The 18352-nt window shown below is 60.9% G+C and carries 17 protein-coding genes; 12 read left to right on the top strand and 5 right to left on the bottom strand.

Annotated features, from left to right (window positions below):
• Positions 1-88: 88 nt before the first annotated feature.
• The gene (locus KQ940_RS15750; protein WP_217414698.1) at positions 89-652 is read right to left on the bottom strand and encodes a HupE/UreJ family protein; all 564 of its coding nucleotides are present in this window, start codon (positions 650-652) and stop codon (positions 89-91) included.
• Between the two features lie 303 nt (positions 653-955).
• Here KQ940_RS15750 and KQ940_RS15745 point away from each other — a divergent pair, with 303 nt between their 5' ends.
• From KQ940_RS15745 to KQ940_RS15730, 4 genes are all read left to right on the top strand, one after another.
• Positions 956-2308: a sensor histidine kinase gene (locus KQ940_RS15745; RefSeq protein ID WP_217414697.1), complete on the top strand. Its 1353-nt coding sequence runs from the start codon at positions 956-958 to the stop codon at positions 2306-2308.
• The gene (locus tag KQ940_RS15740; protein ID WP_217414696.1) at positions 2301-3296 is read left to right on the top strand and encodes an NADH-quinone oxidoreductase subunit B family protein; all 996 of its coding nucleotides are present in this window, start codon (positions 2301-2303) and stop codon (positions 3294-3296) included. The genes KQ940_RS15745 and KQ940_RS15740 overlap by 8 nt, the downstream gene beginning before the upstream one ends.
• Positions 3296-4747, top strand: a complete 1452-nt coding sequence (locus tag KQ940_RS15735) for a nickel-dependent hydrogenase large subunit (RefSeq protein WP_217414695.1) — start codon at positions 3296-3298, stop codon at positions 4745-4747. Before KQ940_RS15740 ends, KQ940_RS15735 begins: the two co-directional genes overlap by 1 nt.
• 127 nt (positions 4748-4874) lie before the next feature.
• A complete protein-coding gene (locus KQ940_RS15730) occupies positions 4875-5195 on the top strand; it encodes a hypothetical protein (protein WP_217414694.1) in 321 nt (106 codons plus the stop codon).
• A gap of 125 nt (positions 5196-5320) precedes the next feature.
• On the opposite strand, the gene KQ940_RS15725 is transcribed toward KQ940_RS15730, so the two are convergent.
• The 3 genes from KQ940_RS15725 to KQ940_RS15715 are packed head-to-tail and all read right to left on the bottom strand — an operon-like array spanning position 5321 to position 8400.
• Positions 5321-5701 carry a rhodanese-like domain-containing protein gene (locus tag KQ940_RS15725; RefSeq protein WP_217414693.1) on the bottom strand — a complete coding sequence of 127 codons (381 nt, stop codon included), beginning with the start codon at positions 5699-5701 and terminating at the stop codon, positions 5321-5323.
• Positions 5698-7497, bottom strand: coding sequence for a SulP family inorganic anion transporter (locus KQ940_RS15720; protein ID WP_217414691.1), 1800 nt, complete (start codon positions 7495-7497; stop codon positions 5698-5700). Before KQ940_RS15720 ends, KQ940_RS15725 begins: the two co-directional genes overlap by 4 nt.
• A gap of 45 nt (positions 7498-7542) precedes the next feature.
• Positions 7543-8400: an MBL fold metallo-hydrolase gene (locus KQ940_RS15715; protein ID WP_217414690.1), complete on the bottom strand. Its 858-nt coding sequence runs from the start codon at positions 8398-8400 to the stop codon at positions 7543-7545.
• Positions 8401-8669: 269 nt separating this feature from the next.
• Here KQ940_RS15715 and acnA point away from each other — a divergent pair, with 269 nt between their 5' ends.
• From acnA to KQ940_RS15680, 7 genes are all read left to right on the top strand, one after another.
• Positions 8670-11345: an aconitate hydratase AcnA gene (gene acnA / locus KQ940_RS15710; RefSeq protein WP_217414689.1), complete on the top strand. Its 2676-nt coding sequence runs from the start codon at positions 8670-8672 to the stop codon at positions 11343-11345.
• A 38-nt stretch (positions 11346-11383) separates the two neighbouring features.
• Complete coding sequence (locus tag KQ940_RS15705; RefSeq protein ID WP_217414688.1) at positions 11384-11812, top strand: VOC family protein; 429 nt, start codon at positions 11384-11386, stop codon at positions 11810-11812.
• 77 nt (positions 11813-11889) lie between these two features.
• Positions 11890-12774: an alpha/beta fold hydrolase gene (locus KQ940_RS15700; RefSeq protein WP_217414687.1), complete on the top strand. Its 885-nt coding sequence runs from the start codon at positions 11890-11892 to the stop codon at positions 12772-12774.
• Between the two features lie 2 nt (positions 12775-12776).
• On the top strand, positions 12777-14201 hold the full coding sequence (locus KQ940_RS15695; protein ID WP_217414686.1) for an SLC13 family permease: 1425 nt from the start codon (positions 12777-12779) through the stop codon (positions 14199-14201).
• A gap of 39 nt (positions 14202-14240) precedes the next feature.
• Positions 14241-14627 carry a DUF488 domain-containing protein gene (locus KQ940_RS15690; RefSeq protein ID WP_217414685.1) on the top strand — a complete coding sequence of 129 codons (387 nt, stop codon included), beginning with the start codon at positions 14241-14243 and terminating at the stop codon, positions 14625-14627.
• 76 nt (positions 14628-14703) lie between these two features.
• Positions 14704-15036: a YnfA family protein gene (locus tag KQ940_RS15685; RefSeq protein ID WP_217414714.1), complete on the top strand. Its 333-nt coding sequence runs from the start codon at positions 14704-14706 to the stop codon at positions 15034-15036.
• 90 nt (positions 15037-15126) lie between these two features.
• A complete protein-coding gene (locus KQ940_RS15680) occupies positions 15127-15705 on the top strand; it encodes an NnrU family protein (protein WP_217414683.1) in 579 nt (192 codons plus the stop codon).
• Between the two features lie 80 nt (positions 15706-15785).
• Here KQ940_RS15680 and KQ940_RS15675 read toward each other — a convergent pair whose 3' ends face one another.
• Positions 15786-16115 (bottom strand): MbcA/ParS/Xre antitoxin family protein, encoded by a 330-nt coding sequence (locus KQ940_RS15675; RefSeq protein ID WP_217414682.1) that lies wholly within the window; start codon positions 16113-16115, stop codon positions 15786-15788.
• A gap of 300 nt (positions 16116-16415) precedes the next feature.
• Here KQ940_RS15675 and KQ940_RS15670 point away from each other — a divergent pair, with 300 nt between their 5' ends.
• A complete protein-coding gene (locus KQ940_RS15670) occupies positions 16416-18350 on the top strand; it encodes an FAD-dependent monooxygenase (RefSeq protein WP_217414681.1) in 1935 nt (644 codons plus the stop codon).
• Positions 18351-18352 lie beyond the last annotated feature (2 nt).

Below are 18352 nucleotides of genomic sequence, written 5' to 3'. Positions count from 1 at the left end.
CCTCCCCTCCAACCTGTGCACCGGGTGGGAGTTAGCGTTCTCGGAGCTGTTTTTTACAGGGCCGCTATTTTTAGCGGCCCTTTTTTCGTCAGCCGAGCAGCCAGAGACCGCTGGCCGCAATGGCCGCACCCAGGCTGCGGGTCAGCGCCGGAAGCGAGCGCAGTTTCTGTGCAATCACGGCACCGCTCAGGTGCAGTGCGGCGCTGCTGGCCATAAAGCCGAATGCGAAGGTGGCGAGAGAACCGCTGGCTTCATGGCCATGGGCGAAGCCGTGAAACAGGGCAAAACAAGTGCTCAGCGCCAGTGCCGCCGAGGCGGGCAGGCGTACGGTCGCGGTGATCACGATACCGAGTAGCAGCACCGACAGCGCGATCCCTGCTTCCACCATCGGCAGCGCGAAACCACTCAGTGCCAGGCCAAAACCGGCCAGTAGCGCGAGCATGAATGCGCCCGGAATGGCGAGGCGCAGACTACCTTGCTGCAACGCCGCCCAGATCCCGATTGCCAGCATCGCCAGCAGGTGGTCTGCACCCATCAGCGGATGCAGCAGGCCTGCGCCGAGGCCGGTACCGGTGGCGGAGTGAGCAAAGACAAGGCTCGGGCTCAAGCTCAAGACTGTCAGTGCGGTGAGGGTCTGGGCGTGTCGTTTCATGTTGGCTTCCTGTTCTGTTGTTCTATCCGGATTTGGGCGGCTCGGTGCTCGCTGCATTCAACACTTGGGTTGTCGCAAGTGTTAGCAAAGCGGGTGCCAGTTGCCGGTCGTGGTCACAAACCCCTGATGAGTATTGGTTGCATGGAACGGCACGGTCAATGCCTGCTCTGATGCAAAGGCCCACTTTTACGACACAGCCGGATACCTGCTTACCGTTTAGTCGCTTAGGTGGAAAGTAATAGGGAGGTTGGCGGCAACACGCGCTGGCGTTAGTCTGTAGCCTCCTCAACTGGCAGTACACAGATGGCACAGCAACCGCACAATGGCCAGCGCGACAGCGCGGCGACCGATGAAGCCTGGGTCAGCGTCATCCGCAAGATGGATGAGGCCTATGCCGATCTGGTGCGCTATCAGGTCCAGGTGGAAGAACAGAACGCCGCACTGGAGGAGGCGCACAGCTTCTTCGACAGCGTGCAGTCGGCGATGAGCGATGTGCTGATCGCCTGCGACCACGAGGGGCGGATCCAGCAGGTCAACCGGGCGTTCGAGGAGCTGACCGGCCGCACTCAGGATTCCCTGCTCGATCAGCCGATGGAGAGCCTGTGCAGCGGCGACAGCCGTGCGCGGCTGATCGACTGCCTGCAGCGAGTTAGACGTGAACCGGTGCGTGATGAGCAGATCCGTATCGAGGGCGCCGAGGGTCCGGTACCGCTGGCACTGAACTGCTCCCCCCGTTTCAATCAGCGCGGGCGTCTGGTCGGCGTCGTCGTTGCCGGTCGTCCGTTGGGCGAGTTGCAGCGCGCCTTCAACGAGCTTAATCAGGCTCATGCCGAACTGAAGCTGGCGCAGGAACGGTTGATCCAGGCGGAAAAGATGGCTTCGCTGGGCCGTCTGGTGGCCGGTGTCGCCCATGAACTGAACAACCCGATCAGCTTCGTCTACGGCAATATGCATGCGCTGCAGCGCTATACCCGCCGTCTGGTCGAATATTTCGATCTGGTGCAGTCCGGCGCCAGTCGCGAACAGCTGCGTGAGCTGCGCGAGCGGTTGCGGCTGGACCGAGTGATAGCGGATCTGGACTCGCTGGTCGAGGGCACCATGGAGGGTGCCGACCGGGTGCGCGAGATCGTCAATGACCTGCGCCAGTTCTCCTCCACCCAAAGCAGTGAAAAAGCCCCCTTCGATCTGATTCACGTGGTGCGCTCGGCGCTGCACTGGATTATCAAGGAGAGCAAGGCCGACATCGCGGTCAGCGAACAGCTGCCGGAGCGCCTGCAGGTGCTGGGGCACTCCGGTCAGATCCATCAGGTGGTGGTGAACCTGATCCAGAACGCGGCGGATGCCGTGGCCGACCAGCCCGAACCGGCGCTGAGCCTGAGTGCCGGGCAGAGCGATCAGCTGGTCTGGTTCGAGGTTGCCGATAACGGACCGGGCATCGAACCGGACAACCTGCCACACCTGTTCGATCCCTTTTTCACCACCAAGCCGACCGGGCAGGGCACCGGGCTGGGGCTGTCGATCAGCTACGGTATCGTCAACGAGCATGGCGGCACGCTCAGTATCGATAACGGGCCGCAGGGCGGTGCCCGCGCCCGGCTGACGCTGCCCCAACTGAATCGAGCTGAAGCGCTGTCTGGAGGCGAGATCGATGGCTAACCTGCTCTGGCTGCAATCCGGCGGCTGCGGCGGCTGCTCCATGTCGCTGCTGGGCGCCGAAGGACCGGACCTGATCAGCACCCTGGAGGCCGCCGGTATCGAGCTGCTCTGGCACCCGTCGCTGAGCGAGCAGACCGGTATCGAGGTCAGGCAACTGCTGCAGCAGATCATCGACGGTGAGCTGGAACTGGATCTGCTCTGCATCGAGGGTTCACTGATGCGCGGCCCCGGCGGCACCGGGCGTTTTCATCTGTTCGGCGGCACCGGTATCCCGATGATCGACTGGGTGAGCAAACTGGCAGAGAAGGCGCGTTACACCTTGGCGATCGGTTCCTGCGCGGCCTATGGCGGCATCACCAGCGCCGGGGATAACCACGCCGACGCCACCGGATTGCAGTTCGAGGGTGAGTTGCGTGGCGGTCTGCTCGGCAGTGAGTACCGTTCGATGGGCGCACTGCCGGTGGTCAACGTCTCCGGCTGTCCGGTGCACCCCAACTGGGTCACTGAAACCCTGATCGAACTGGCGCTGGGCGAAGGCGCAGTCGAGCGTTTGGATACCTTGGGTCGACCGCGCCTCTATGCCGATCAGCTGGTCCATCACGGCTGTACCCGCAACGAATATTACGAATACAAGGCCAGCGCCGAACAGCTGGGACAGCAGGGCTGCATGATGGAGCATCTGGGCTGTCTTGGTACCCAGGCCCATGGCGACTGCAATACCCGGCCCTGGAACGGTGAGGGCTCCTGCACCCGCGGCGGCTACGCCTGCATCAACTGCACCGCACCGGAGTTCGAGGAGCCGCGCCACGCCTTTATGGAAACTCCGAAGATCGCCGGCATCCCGGTGGGCCTGCCCACCGATATGCCCAAGGCCTGGTTCGTGGCGCTGGCCTCACTGTCCAAAGCCGCCACGCCGGAGCGCCTGAAGGAGAATGCCCGCTCCGAACAACTGATCTATCCGCCGACCCTGCATAAGAGAAAAAACTGATGAGCCGAATCGTGGTGGGGCCGTTCAACCGGGTCGAGGGCGACCTGGATATCACCCTGGACAGCATGGATGGACAGGTAACCGGGGCCAGGGTGAACGCCACTCTTTACAGGGGCTTTGAGCGGATATTGGTTGGTAAACCGGCGTTGGATGCGCTGGTCTACACGCCACGCATCTGCGGTATCTGCTCGGTGAGCCAGTCGGTGGCCGCGGCGCTGGCGCTGGCCGACAGTCAGGGCCTGCAGCCCACCCGCAACGGCGAACTGTGCCGCAACCTGATCCTGGCCAACGAGTCGCTGACCGACCTGCTGACTCACTTCTACCTTTTTTTCATGCCGGACTTTGCCCGCGATATCTATGTCCGGGAGCCCTGGTTCGACGCCGTCGTGAGCCGCTTCAAGGCGGTCAGCGGCGAGGCGACGCGCGAGGTGTTGCCGGCGCGGGCCGAGTTTCTGCACCTGATGGGGCTGCTGGCGGGCAAGTGGCCACATACGCTGAGCATCCAGCCGGGAGGCACCACCCGTCCGGTACAGCGTCAGGAGCGATTGCGGTTGGTCGCCATTCTCGGTGCGTTCCGCCGTTTTCTCGAGCGGGTGACCTTCGGCGATGACCTGGAGCGGATCGCGGCGATCCACACCCCGGAGCAGCTGCGTTGCTGGCAGCGGGAGAAACCCTGGCACAGCGGTGATCTGCGTACCTTTCTGTACCTGTCGCAGCAGTTGGATCTAGGAACGCTCGGCCGTGCCACCGACCGGTTTATCAGTTTCGGTAACTACGCGCTACAGGGTGAACAGGCGGTGCCACGGGGCCTCTGGACGCCGGATTCGGGTCTGCAGGCGCTGGATCCCGGCCGAATAGTCGAAGATGTCAGCCACGCCTGGATGGAGCAGGCACCGCCGCTGCATCCGGCCCGTGGCGAGACCGAACCGGTCGCCGACAAGGAGGGTGCCTACAGCTGGTGCAAGGCGCCGCGGCTCGATGGCCAGGTGGTGGAGACCGGCGCCCTGGCGCGGGCGCTGGTGGCAGGAGATCCACTGTTGACCAGACTGGTGATCGAGCAGGGCGGCAGTGTGCATACCAGGATGCTGGCACGTCTGCTGGAGCTGGCGCGAACGTTGCCTAAATTGCAGCAGTGGGCGCTGCAGATCGAGCCGGGCGAGCCGTTCTGCCACCATCCGCAACGGCTGCAGGACGGCGAAGGTGTCGGCCTGATGGAGGCCGCCCGCGGCAGCCTGGGGCACTGGATCTCGGTGCAGCGGGGTAAGATCAGCCACTACCAGATCATCGCGCCGACCACCTGGAACTTCTCGCCGCGGGATGCCTCTGGCCAGCCCGGTGCGCTGGAGCAGGCGCTGGTCGGAGCCCCGATACGCCAGGGGGAAACCGATCCGGTGGCGGTGCAGCATATCGTCAGGAGTTTCGATCCCTGCATGGTTTGCACGGTGCATTAGATTCATATTGCAGTGGCATATCGCGATCCAAATGTTGCGAAATCCGCAAAATGTGCCATAGATCAATATGGGTGCGTGCAATCTACTGTTAGATATAACTAACAGGCAACAAAAAGAGGGGTGAGCTATGCGCCTCGTCAAAGACCTCGTAGACAGCAGGATCGTTCTGTACTGGACCGCCGACACCGGTAAGCAGCTGAGCACCTATCTTGCGTCACTGAGTCAGGCCGAGGAGTGGTGGAAGGCCTATATGTTCTCCCGTTACGACGGCGAGGAGCGGCGGCAGTCGATTCTGGATCGACGGACCAACGCCGAAAAGCGCAGGCGGATCGTACAGTCGAGCGAGCTGATACCCATATCCCCCTACGGGCGGCGCAGAACGGATATTCCGGTAAAGGTCGATGTGGATCTGGTTGCGGATAAGCTGAACACCCTGACTGGCCTATAAACCTGCGGCTGGCTGCGTCGCATTCGCTGATGCGGCCGCCACATCGGTCTTCATAGCGGATGCAGAAAGAGCATCCACGGTGCAGTAACTGAGAGCCCCGTTGATCGGGGCTCTTTTGCTGCCGTTCACTCAAAATCCGGCAGGGCGGGGCGCGCCACCGGTTTGTCGGCAGCGACCCAGGCGTCGAAGCCACCCGCGATCGACCGCACGTGCAGGTAGCCCATCGCTTTCAAACTCAACGCCGAGAGTGCAGCGCGACCGCTGGTCTTGCAGTACAGCACCAGGTTCAGGTCCCGCGCCGAGAGCGCGTCGTCGTTGCTGAGCCGAAACTCGAGCATGCCGCGCGGGATGTTGATTGCACCGGGCAGATGGCCCGACTGATACTCATCGGGCTCACGCACATCGATCACGGCGTCGGCCTGTTGAACCGCCAGTTCCGCTTCATCGAGGCCAACCTCCGCGATCTGTTGTTTGGCCTCGGCGACCAGATCGTGCGCAGTTTTCATTCCGATTTCTCCTTTGCGGGTTTTAGGTCAGACTGAATCGGGCAGTGGGCTGCCAACGAGTTCAATGTGCCCCGAGTTGTGTTCGGGTCCAGCATCAGCAGCGCTTCGTAGTGGCTGATAAATACCCGGCCACCGAACTGGTCGAGGAAGCGCGCGCGGCGCAGCCGGTCCATCACCGGCCCCTTTACCTCGGACAGATGCAGTTGTATCCCGGCACTGTGCAGTCGCTCGCTGATCGCCCCCAGACTCTCCAGCGCGCTGGCGTCGATCAGATTGACGCTGGAACACATCAACACCAGATGGCGTATGCCGGGGTGGTCGGCGACCAGCTGGGCGATACGATCCTCCAGGTAGCGGGCGTTGGGGAAGTAGAGGCTTTCATCCACCCGGACCGACAGTACGCTGGGACTTTCGATGACATGGAAACGATCCACGTTGCGAAAGTGCTGACTGCCAGGCAACTGACCGACGACAGCGATATGCGGGTGACTGGTGCGCCAGAGAAACAGCAGCAGTGACAGGCCAAGCCCCATCAGCAACCCGGTTTCGATATTGATAAACAGCACCCCGAGCATCGTTGCCAGCATCGCCGCGCCGTCCTGCCAGGCATACTGCCAGGTACGCTTGAGCGCCCCCAGATCGACCAGGCTGAGCACCGCCACGATGATGATGGCGGCCAGTACCGCGCGGGGCAGACTCTCGAACAGGGGGGCGAACAGCAGCACGGTCAGCGCCATGCCCAGCGCCGACAGCGCACCCGCCATCGGGGTCTGCGCCCCCGCCTCGTAGCTGACCACCGAGCGTGAAAAGCCGCCGGAGACCGGCATGCCGCTGCTCAGCGCGGTGAGGATGTTGGCGCCGCCCAGCGCGATCAGCTCCTGATTGGGGGCGATACGCTCGCGTCGACGGGCGGCAAAGGTCTGCGCGACGGAAACGGAGCCGATAAAGCCGACCAGGCTGATAAGTACCGCCAGCGGCAGCAGCTTGACGATCAGCTCAAGCTCCAGCGGCGGCAGGGACAGACTGGGCAACTCGCGCGGCACCTCGCCGACGACCGCCACACCCTGTTGCTCAAGACCGAGCAGTGTGACCAGCAGTGCACTGACCAACAATGCCAGCAGGGGAGCGGCTTTGGGCAGCGCGGATGCCAGGCTCGGGGTGAACCCAACCACCGATAGCCAGAGTTTGCCCCGGCGGCGGCAAAGGTGGAGAAACAGGAGGCTCAGACCGCCGATGCTGAGCGTGGGCAGGCTGGTATCGGGCAGGGCGGTTAAGGTCGAATGCAGCAGCTCCAGCGCCGTATCCCCTCGGGTCTGGATGCCGAGGATATGGCGCAGCTGACTCAGGGTGATCAGTATGGCCGAGGCACTGATGAATCCGGAGATCACCGGATGGCTCAGAAAACTGATCAAAAATCCCAGTCGCAGCAGCGACATCAGCAGCATCACGCCGCCGGAGAGCAGGGCCAGCAGCAGCGCCGCCTGCGCATACTCGGCTGTACCCGGCGTAAACAGAGGGGTAAGTGCCGATGCGGTCAGCAGCGCTACCACCGCGACCGGACCGACCGCCAAGGTGCGGCTGGTACCGAGCAGGGCGTAGGCGAGCGGCGGCATGATGCTGGCGTAGAGCCCGACCACCGGCGGCAACCCCGCCAGCATCGCATAGGCCAGGCTCTGCGGGATCAGCAGCAGCGTAAGAATGATCGCGGCGAGCCCGTCCCGGCTCGCACTGTCCCTGTCATACCCGCGTGCCCCGTTCAGAAAGGGCAGGTATCGCGCCAAGCGCTCTTTATTCATGCTTCCGGTCCGATCGACTCTACTCTCTACATGACACGCGCCTGTTCAGAACAGATCCAGCGGGATCTTCAGATAGCGTATGCCGTTCTCCTCAGGCTCGGGGAGTTGGCCGGCGCGCATATTGACCTGCACCGAGGGCAGGATCAGGGCGGGCATGCTCAGCTGGGCATCCCGCTCGGTGCGCATCTGCACGAACTGCTCTTCGCTCACCTGCTCATGGATATGGATATTGTGCCGTTTCTGTTCGCCGATGCTGGTTTCGCACTGGTAGTTATCGCGTCCTTCGGCCTTGTAATCGTGGCAGAGGAATACCCGGGTCTCGTCCGGGAACTCATACAGCTTGTGAATGGAGCGGTACAGTGCCCGCGCATCGCCGCCGGGGAAGTCACAGCGGGCAGTGCCGTAATCGGGCATGAACAGCGTATCACCGACAAACAGCGCATCGCCGATGCGGTAACTCATGCAGGCCGGGGTGTGGCCCGGCGTATGGATCGCCAGGGCGTCCAGCGAGCCGATTTTGAACTGTTCGCCATCCTGCAACAGGTGGTCGAACTGACTGCCGTTACGGGCGAACTCGGGGCCGCAATGGAACACCTTGCCGAAGGTATCCTGAATGATGTCGACATGGCTGCCGATAACGATCCGGCCACCCAGATGTTGCTTCAGGTAGGGGGCAGCGCTCAGGTGGTCCGCATGGACATGGGTCTCCAGTATCCACTCCAGGTTCAGCCCCTGGCTGCGGATATAGTCAACCAGACGGTCGGCGCCGGTATAGGAGGTGCTGGCTGCGGCTGCGTCGTAATCCAGCACCGAGTCGATAATTGCGCAGGCGCGGGCCTCCTCGTCGACCACGACATAGCTGTAGGTAAAGGTCGCTGGATCGAAAAAGGGTTCTACATGCATGGTCGTCCACCTGTTCAGTCGCTTTCAGTCACCTTACCTGATTTTGGCAGGTATCTACCTGGCGGACACAGCGAGAAAATGCACCGTGCCACCTCGGCAAGTATATTAGAGCAATCTAATTTATAAAAGCGATAGTCGGCACCGCAGCGCTCTGCCGTTCATGAGTTATACGCATACTCCCCCGAGTCGATGATTCCTGAACTACCTTGTTAACACGGCATCAAAGGCCGAACAGGACCTTTTGCAAACGGCAAACAGGGAGGCCGAGAGTGCTCAATTCAATCGATTCCTTCAAAACTGCCAGTCAACTGAAGGTGGGCGATATCACCTACGGTTACTACTCCCTCAAAGAGGGGAAGTTGGCGCAGATGCCAGAGATCGCGCGCCTGCCCGTCTCGATCAAGGTGTTGCTGGAGAACCTGTTGCGCCATGAGGATGGCGAAAGCTGCAGCCGGGACGACATATTGGCCCTGGTTGAAAGTGGCGGACGGGCGGCCGAACACGAAATTTCATACCACCCGGCACGGGTGTTGATGCAGGACTTCACCGGTGTGCCCGCCGTGGTGGATCTGGCGGCGATGCGCAATGCCCTGGTGGCGCGCGGCGCCGACCCGCAGCGGATCAATCCGTTGTCGCCGGTGGATCTGGTGATCGACCACTCGGTGACCATTGACCGTTTCGGTACGCCGACGGCGTTCCGCGACAATGTCGATATCGAAATGCAGCGCAACCTGGAGCGATACCAGTTCCTGAAGTGGGGGCAGGGCGCGTTCGACAACTTCCGCGTGGTGCCGCCCGGCACCGGCATCTGCCATCAGGTCAACCTGGAGTACCTGGCAAAATCGGTGTGGACCGAGCAGCGCGATGATCAGCGCCTGGCCTATCCCGACACCCTGGTCGGCACCGACAGCCACACCACGATGATCAACGCCCTCGGTGTGCTCGGCTGGGGCGTCGGCGGCATCGAGGCGGAAGCGGCGATGCTGGGCCAGCCGGTGTCGATGCTGATTCCGGACGTGGTCGGTTTCGAGCTGAGCGGCAGCCTGCAGGAGGGGATCACCGCCACCGACCTGGTGCTGCGTGTGGTGCAGATGCTGCGTGAGCACGGCGTGGTAGGCAAGTTTGTCGAGTTTTACGGTGACGGTTTGGACCAGTTGCCGATCGCCGACCGCGCCACCATCGCCAACATGGCACCCGAGTATGGTGCCACCTGCGGCTTCTTCCCGATCGATGCCCAGACCATCCACTACCTGCGCCTGAGTGGACGCGACGAGCAGACCCTGGCGCTGGTGGAAGCCTACTGCAGGGCGCAGGGGATGTGGCGCGACGAGCAGTACCAGACACCGGATTTTGCCATCACTCTCAAGCTCGACCTGACCAGTGTCGAGCCCAGCCTGGCCGGCCCCAAGCGTCCTCAGGACCGGGTGGCGGTGAAGGATCTGAAGTCATCGATCGATGCTTTCGTTGAGCTGGCGGGCAAGACCGATCAACTGGATACCGAGTACCCGCTGGAGGGCTCGGACGAGGGGATGCACCACGGCGATGTGGTGATCGCGGCGATCACCTCCTGCACCAACACCTCCAACCCGGCGGTGATGCTCGGTGCCGGGCTGCTGGCGCGCAAGGCGCGGGCAAAAGGGCTGAAAGTGAAACCCTGGGTCAAGACCTCGCTGGCGCCAGGCTCGCGGGTGGTGACCGAGTATCTGAATAAATCCGGGGTACAGCAGGATCTGGATGCACTCGGTTTCAACCTGGTCGGTTACGGCTGTACTACCTGTATCGGCAATTCGGGGCCGTTGGCGGATCCGGTGGAGAACACGATCAAACAGCATGACCTGATCGTCTCCTCGGTGCTCTCCGGCAACCGCAACTTCGAGGGACGTATCCACCCGCTGGTGCGCGCCAACTGGCTGGCATCGCCGCCGTTGGTGGTGGCCTACGGTCTGGCCGGTACCACGCGCATCGACCTGACAAGCGACCCGTTGGGCAGCGGCAGTGACGGTAAGCCTGTGTATCTGAAGGATATCTGGCCCAGCAACGCCGAGATCATCGAGTTGGTGCGGCAGATCGACAACGAGATGTTCCGCCGCGAATATGGCTCGGTCTTCGACGGTGACGAGCGCTGGCGCCAGATCGACAGCGGTAGTGGCGCCACCTATGACTTCCCCGCCGAATCCACCTATATTCAGGAACCCCCGTTTTTCGATCCGGAGTATGGCGGCAGGGTCGAGGATATCAAGGGCGCGGCGATCCTGGCGCTGCTCAGCGACTCCGTCACCACCGACCATATCTCTCCGGCGGGGGCGATCCCCAAGGACAGCCCAGCTGCGCACTACCTGCGCTCGCGCGGTGTCGAGGAGCGGGATTTCAACTCCTACGGCTCGCGGCGCGGCAACCATGAGGTGATGATGCGTGGCACCTTCGGCAATATCCGTATCCGCAACGAGATGACACCGCAGATCGAGGGCGGCTACACCCGCAAGCGGGGCGAGAGCGAGCCCCGCTTCATCTACGACGTGGCGATGGAGTACCTCGGTGAGCAGATCCCCAGCGTGGTGATCGCAGGCAAGGAGTATGGCACCGGATCGAGCCGGGACTGGGCGGCCAAGGGTACCCTGCTGCTCGGGGTCAGGGCGGTGATCGTCGAGAGCTTCGAGCGTATCCACCGCTCCAACCTGGTCGGCATGGGTGTGCTGCCGCTGCAGTTCACCGGGGGCGATGACCGTAAGACGCTGGGGCTGACCGGCGATGAACAGGTCGATATTCTCGGCCTGGAGGCTGGCCTCACACCTAAACAGACGTTTAAGGCGATCATCCACTATGCTGATGGTAAACAGCGCCAGATCGAGTTGCTCTCACGCCTGGATACGCAGGTCGAGGTGAAATACTACCAGGCCGGTGGCGTGCTCAACTTCGTACTGGAGCGCTTGAGTCAAACGGCCTGATCGGCAGGGAGCGGCAGGCCGTCCAGCAGGAGGGCCTTATGGAACCTCGCATCAGTCTGATCGCGCTCGGGGTGAAAGATCTTGAGCGCTCCTACCGTTTTTACCACGACGGTCTTGGCTTCCCGACACACTTTGCGGGGGAGGATATGCTGTTGTTCCGCAGCAGCGACTCACGTCTCGCGCTCTATCCTCAGAGCTGTCTTTCCGAGGATGCGGCACCGCGGCTGGTAGGCAAGCACAGCGAATTCCCCGGCGCAACACTGAGCTACAACACCTGTGACAAGGCCCTGGTGGATCTGCTCCTGCACCGGGCGGAGCTGGCCGGTGGCGAGATCGTCAAACCGGCGGAGGCTACCTTCTGGGGTGGCTACAGCGGCTACTTCTCCGATCCCGACGGCTATCTGTGGGAGGTGGCCTGGGCCGACTTCTGGCAGGTCAACGAGGATGGAACGGTAGAGATAGCTTAGATCTAAACTGTTGTATGCTAATCTATATTTCCTGGCCAGCGGACTAACTACCCAGCATCTGAGGGGGATCCGGCACCATGTTCAACGGCGCCTTTGAAGCAATCGATGTCGACACCGGCGGTGCCATCATCCACTGCGTACATGGCGGCAAGGGACCGCCGCTCCTGCTGCTGCACGGCTATCCACAGACCCATATGATCTGGCATGAGGTGGCGCCGGTGCTGGCCGAGGCGTTTCACGTCATCTGTCCCGACCTGCGTGGATACGGCGATAGCAGCAAACCGGCGGGCGAAGCGGATCATGCCAACTATTCCAAGCGCGCCATGGCGCAGGATATGGCCGAACTGATGATCCACTTCGGCTATGAACGCTTCGCGGTGGCCGGTCATGACCGTGGGGCACGTGTCACGCATCGCCTGGCGCTGGATTATCCCGAGCGTGTCCGGGCCGCCTGTGTCATGGATATCGCGCCGACTCTGCATATGTTCGACCATACCGATCAGGCGTTTGCCACCGGTTACTACCACTGGTTCTTCCTGATTCAGCCCGACGGACTACCCGAACATATGATCGGGCTCGACCCGGACTACTATCTGGGTGAGAAACTCAAGCGCTGGTCCGCACCCGGGGCCACCTTCTCACCCCGTGCGGTGGCGGAGTACAGCCGCTGCTTTGGCGATCCGGCGGCGATTCACGCTTCCTGCGAGGATTACCGGGCCGCGGCAGGGATCGACCTGGAGCACGATCGCGCCGACCGTTTGCGCAAGCTGGCCTGTCCGCTGCTGGTGCTCTGGGGCAATCAAGGTTTCGTACACCGCACCTATGATCTGCTGGCCGTCTGGCGCGACTATGCCGAGGATGTGCGCGGCTTCGCGCTGGAGTCCGGTCACTTCCTGCCGGAGGAAACACCGCAGACGGTGATCAACGCGCTGCGCGATTTTTTCACTGCCGAGTCGAAGTAGATATGGTACACAGCAAAGGGAACCTTGCTCAGCAACTGCTCCGCCAACCCGCCCGTCTGTTCATGCTCGCGCTGCTGCCGCTGTCAGCCTGGATGCTGATCGATACCCCCAGCATACTCAGTGCCCAACAGGGGCAGGTGCTGGCGATCGTGATCCTGACCCTGGGACTGCTGGTCACCAACGTGTTGCCGGGGTATATGACCGCGCTGCTGTTCTTCCTCGCCGCGATCCTGCTGGAGGTCGGCACACCAGCGGAGATCTTCTCCGGCTTCTACTCCGCCGCCTTCTGGCTGATCATCGCCGGTATGGTGATCGGCATGGCGATCAAATCCACCGGGCTGGGTGATCGCGTGGCCGCACTGCTGGGTAAGCATCTGGAGCACAGCTACGCCTGGCTGATCGGCGGCCTGATGCTGACCTGCACGCTACTCGGCTTCCTGATGCCATCCTCCATGGGGCGTGCGGTGATGATGATCCCGATCGGCCTGGCGCTGGCCGAACGTTGCGGCTTCGAACCCGGCTCCCGGGGGCGCACCGGTATCACCCTCGCGGTCGCCTTTGGCTGCCACATGCCCACCTTCGCCATCCTGCCGGCGAACATCCCCAACGTGGTGCTGATCGGTGCCGCCGAAACCATCTACGATCTGCACTTCAGCTACACCCACTATCTGCTGCTCCACTTCCCCGTGCTGGGGGCGCTCAAGGCGGTGCTGATCGCCTGGTTGATCATGCGCCTGTTTCCTGACCAGCCGAAGGTGAAAACGAACGGCCTGACCGGCGATCGCTGCGATGCCGACCAGCTGCGCGGGCAAAAGAAACTGGGCATTGTGCTGCTGGTAACGCTGGGCTTCTGGATCACCGATAGCCTGCACGGCATCAGCCCGGCCTGGGTTGGGTTGGCGGCGACCTGCTTCCTGCTACTGCCGGGAATCGGCCTGGTGGACAGCAAACGCTTCTCCGCCGGCATGGATATGACGTTGCTGCTATTTATCGCTGGGGTGCTGGGGCTTGGTCGGCTGGTGGCCAGCTCGGGGCTCGGCAGTGTGCTGGCGATGCAGATGGAACACTGGCTGCCGCTGGAGCAGGGCGCCGACTTCATCAACTTCGTGTCGCTGAGCTTGATGTCTGTCGTTGCCGCACTTGGCGTGACGCTGCCGGGCGTGCCCGCCGTGCTGACGCCGATGGCTGCGGATCTGGCAGCCCAGACCGGCTGGAGTGTGGAAACGGTGCTGATGACGCAGGTGCTGGGCTTCTCCACCATCCTGTTTCCCTACCAGTCCGGACCGCTGCTGGTCAGTATGCAGCTGGCCAAGGAGCCGTTGGGCCATCTGCTGCGGGTGACGGTACCGCTGACACTGCTGACGCTGCTGGTGCTGATGCCGCTGGACTATCTCTGGTGGCTGGCGGTTGGGGAGTTGGGCCAGTAGCGGCTAAGCTGAACTCGGCGGTAAACAGTGGAGTAGAGCATGGCTATTCGTGTAGTACGTTTGGGAACCGAGCGGGCGAAGGACGAGGGGATACGCCTGGGTACCGTCCGCCGCCCCCCACGCGGTGTCAGAAAAGAGGAGTACGCCTCCGGCAACTGGTATGACGTCTGGATGCCGATCCTGTCCCCCTCGCCGGAACTGGTTAAACAGGCACAGACCGCGACGACCGATAAGGAGTGGGCGGCGTTCGAGAAGCGGTTCCGCAAGGAGCTGACCGATCCCGAGGCGAGCCGATCGCTGGAGCTGCTGGTCGCGTTCTCGAAGCAGAGCAACTTCGCCATTGGCTGCTACTGCGAGGATGAGTCCCGCTGCCATCGTTCCGTTCTGCGCGCAGTACTCGCCGAGCGCGGTGCGGATATCCTCTGAGCGATCCGGCCGCACTGCACACTGGTAGTAGCGGTGGCGAAGTTCTCAATTCATTAAATCCAGAGTGGGGATGGCAATGTTCGAGCTGAAGACAATCGGGCTGTTTATCTTGACGGCGGTTGCCGAAATTCTGGGTTGCTATCTGCCCTATCTCTGGCTGCGCGAAGGAAAAACGATCTGGCTCCTGATCCCGGCCGCGGCCAGCCTGGCCCTGTTTGCCTGGCTGCTTTCGCTTCATCCCACAGCAGCCGGTCGCGTGTACGCGGCCTATGGCGGGGTCTATATCTCGGTCGCCATCCTCTGGCTGTGGGCGGTCGACGGAATCCGACCGACCGTTTGGGATCTGCTGGGCTCGGCGGTAGCACTGCTGGGGATGGCGATTATCATGTTTGCGCCGCGGCCCGGGTAGGCCCGGCACCGGATCAGTGATGGTCATATACAGCGTCCAATCAGTGCTCTAAGCTGGCAAACTCGACCTTCATGATAACAAGGAGTCGTCATGGCTATCCTGATTCTCGGTCTTGTTCTATTTCTCGGTGTGCATTCCACACGCATTCTGGCGCCTGGTTTACGGGACGGCGCCGTTCGGTCCATGGGCCTCATGCGCTGGAAAGGCCTTTACAGCCTTATCTCACTCGTCGGTTTCGTGCTGATCATCTGGGGCTACGGGGAGGCGCGCTACACTCCGACCTGGGTTTGGCTGTCGCCGGACTGGACCCGGCACATTACCGCTCTGTTATTGATCCCGGCGTTTATCCTGGTCGCGGGGACCTACGTGCCAGGCACCCATATGAAAGCCCGGTTGGGCCACCCGATGGCGTTAGGCGTGAAGGTCTGGGCATTCGCCCACCTGCTCAGCAACGGTACGCTGGCTGATATCCTGCTGTTCGGTAGCTTTCTGGCCTGGGCCATACTCTATTACGCTATTGCCCGTCGCCGTGATCGGGCGGAAGGGGTGACTTACAAAGCGATCAGTGTGCAACGCGACCTGATCGCTGTGGTTATCGGCCTGGCACTCTACGCTGCCTTTGCCGTTGTGCTGCATAAATGGCTGATAGGGGTAGCGCCTTTCGGCTAACCGGCCCGGTAGCTTAAGGTGCAGACGCGGTCCTGATCGAGGAGATCACAGGGATCTTATGCTCGTTAACCTGGACGGTGTCAGAGCACTCTCATCGCATCTATGTGCCAGCAGATCCGTTCGAACACGGTTATATCCCCTGTACTGATCAGCTCCAGGGGGGATTTCCCTTCGTAATAGGGATCGTCGTGAGGGCTCGACATGTAACCGTACACCTCCTCAGGGTCGTCGAAGACGGTGCTGAGGTCTGAGTGGATATTGAGCACGAACGTCAGGCGCTGACACTGCTCTTCATTGAGAACTTCGGGAAATGGGCGGTCAGGATCCAGTTTCAGGATAGCGAGCGCCTGATTTGGTGTGCACCGCCATTGGACCAGTATACGCAGTACATCGGTAAGGCCGGTGCTCATAGGTTTAACCCCCGGTTCATCTGTTTAACCTCTGGTTATAGTCTTTAGGTTTTCCCGCCGGTATCTCCCAGCCGCCGAACGAATAGGGCGTCGGTAAATTCAAGTATAGATACAGTCTTCGAGAGGGCGGGTTCACAAGGCTCGTATCTGAGTCTCGGTATCCGGTTGGATTAGATTTCGGGGGCAGCTCCTATCGTCTATACCTACTATTGAAATGGATCGCATTCTCTGAAATATTGTTAATATGTTAACTAGTGGCTGGCACATCAACAGCAGGGTCAAAAGCGAGGATATCGAGTAATGCAATATCATCTTAATGGGTTCAAACCCGGCAATTACGAGGTTCCCGATGCAGTTAGAGAGCCTTACCCCGACCCACCGATTGTCGACCTGCCCGAACAAGTGGATGTCCTGATTATCGGCACCGGTCCTGCGGGTTTGACCATGGCGCGGCAGATGGCCGAGTTCGCCGACATTAAAACATGCATTGTTGATATGGCACACGGCCCCTTGCTGTTTGGGCGGGCGGACGGCATCTCCTGCCGCACCATCGAGATCATGGAGGCGTTTAACAGCAGTGAAATGGTGGTGAAGGAAACCTACCAGCTGAAACAAAACACCTTCTGGGAGCCGGACGAGAACAATCCCGAGAACATCAAGCTCACACACAAGATCGCTGATGCCCGAATTGGGCTTTCTGAATTTACCCACGGCATTGTAAACCAGGCGCGCCTGCATGAGCTGCTGACTGATGGTATGGAAAGGTCCGTCACCCACCTTACTCCCCATTACAGCCGTGAACTGGTTGAGATGAGCATCGACGACAGCCTGACCCAGGATCTTGCGGCCCACCCCATAACAGCGACTTTCAAAAGAACCGACGAGGCGGGAGCCGGAAAGACCGAAACGGTTAAAGCACGTTACGCCGTGGGCTGTGACGGTGCCAGAAGCAAGGTTCGCAAAAGCATGGGTATCCCTCTGCAAGGCGATTCCGCCAACAAGGCGTGGGGCGTCATGGATATTCTGTTGAACACGGATTTCCCGGATATACGCGTCAAAAGCTTTATCCAGTCCAAGAATCATGGCGCGGTCATGACCATTCCGCGCGAGGGCGGCTACCTGTGTCGGTTCTATGTAGAGCTGGATCTGCTCGGCAAGGACAAGCGTGCAGCGGATGTAAAATTGAACGAGAAAGATATCATCGCCAAGGCCCAGAAGATTTTTCACCCTTACACCCTGGATGTGAAAGAGGTGGCCTGGTGGTCAATCTATGAGGTCGGCCAACGCATCGCCGAGCGCTTTGATAATCGCCCCGTGGGCAGTTCAGAGGAGGTCATCCCCCGTGCATTTGTCGCCGGTGATGCCTGCCATACTCACAGTCCCAAAGGGGGCTGGGGCTTAAATACCTCGTTGCCTGACACCTTTAATCTGGGCTGGAAGTTGGCCGCGGTAATCCAGGGCAGAAGCGACCCTAGATTGCTGAGCACCTACTGCACAGAACGACGCAAAGTGGCGCAGCATTTGATCGACGCCGACCGAGAGTTGTCCAGGCTGGTCGCCACACGACCTACCGCAGGCGATGACTCCGAGCAGGCTAAAGTCGACACCGCCAAGATCGAAGCCTTTATGAAGCGGCAAAGCGGTTTTGTCGCCGGGACATCCATCGAGTACTACCCGTCATTTATCTGCACGGGTCATGAAAACCAGCATCTGGCCACGGGCTTTAACATTGGTCAGCGTTTCCACTCGGCTGAAGCCACTCGCGTAGCCGACGGCAGAGTCCAGCATCTGGGGCATCTGGTAAAAGCCGACGGTCGCTGGCGTATCTTCCTGTTCGGTGACACGCAAAACCCGACCGATCCCTCGTCAGCGGCCTACCAGTTCGTCGACTTCCTGGCCAACGACCCGTCCTCTCCGGTCCGGAAATACACACCGAAGGGCGCTGACATCGACTCAGTCTTTGATACCTATGCGGTATTTCAGCAACAGGATCTGTCGATGCACGATCTGCATGACTACCTGTGGCCTGCAAAAGGAAAGTACGGGCTGCGTGACTATGAAAAGGTATTCCACACGGAAGAGGGTAATGACATCTATGACCTGCGCGGAATCGACCGCACTGCGGGTTGCGTTGTGATTGTGCGACCCGACCAGCATATTGCCACTATCCTGCCCGTCACGGCACACGAGGAGCTTACGAAGTTTTTTGATGTTTTTATGATTGAGCAGAGGTAACA

This window comes from Marinobacterium ramblicola (assembly GCF_019084545.1).
GTDB classification, from domain to species: Bacteria; Pseudomonadota; Gammaproteobacteria; order Pseudomonadales; family Balneatricaceae; genus Marinobacterium_D; species Marinobacterium_D ramblicola.
This window is presented reverse-complemented; position numbering and strand designations above follow the sequence as displayed.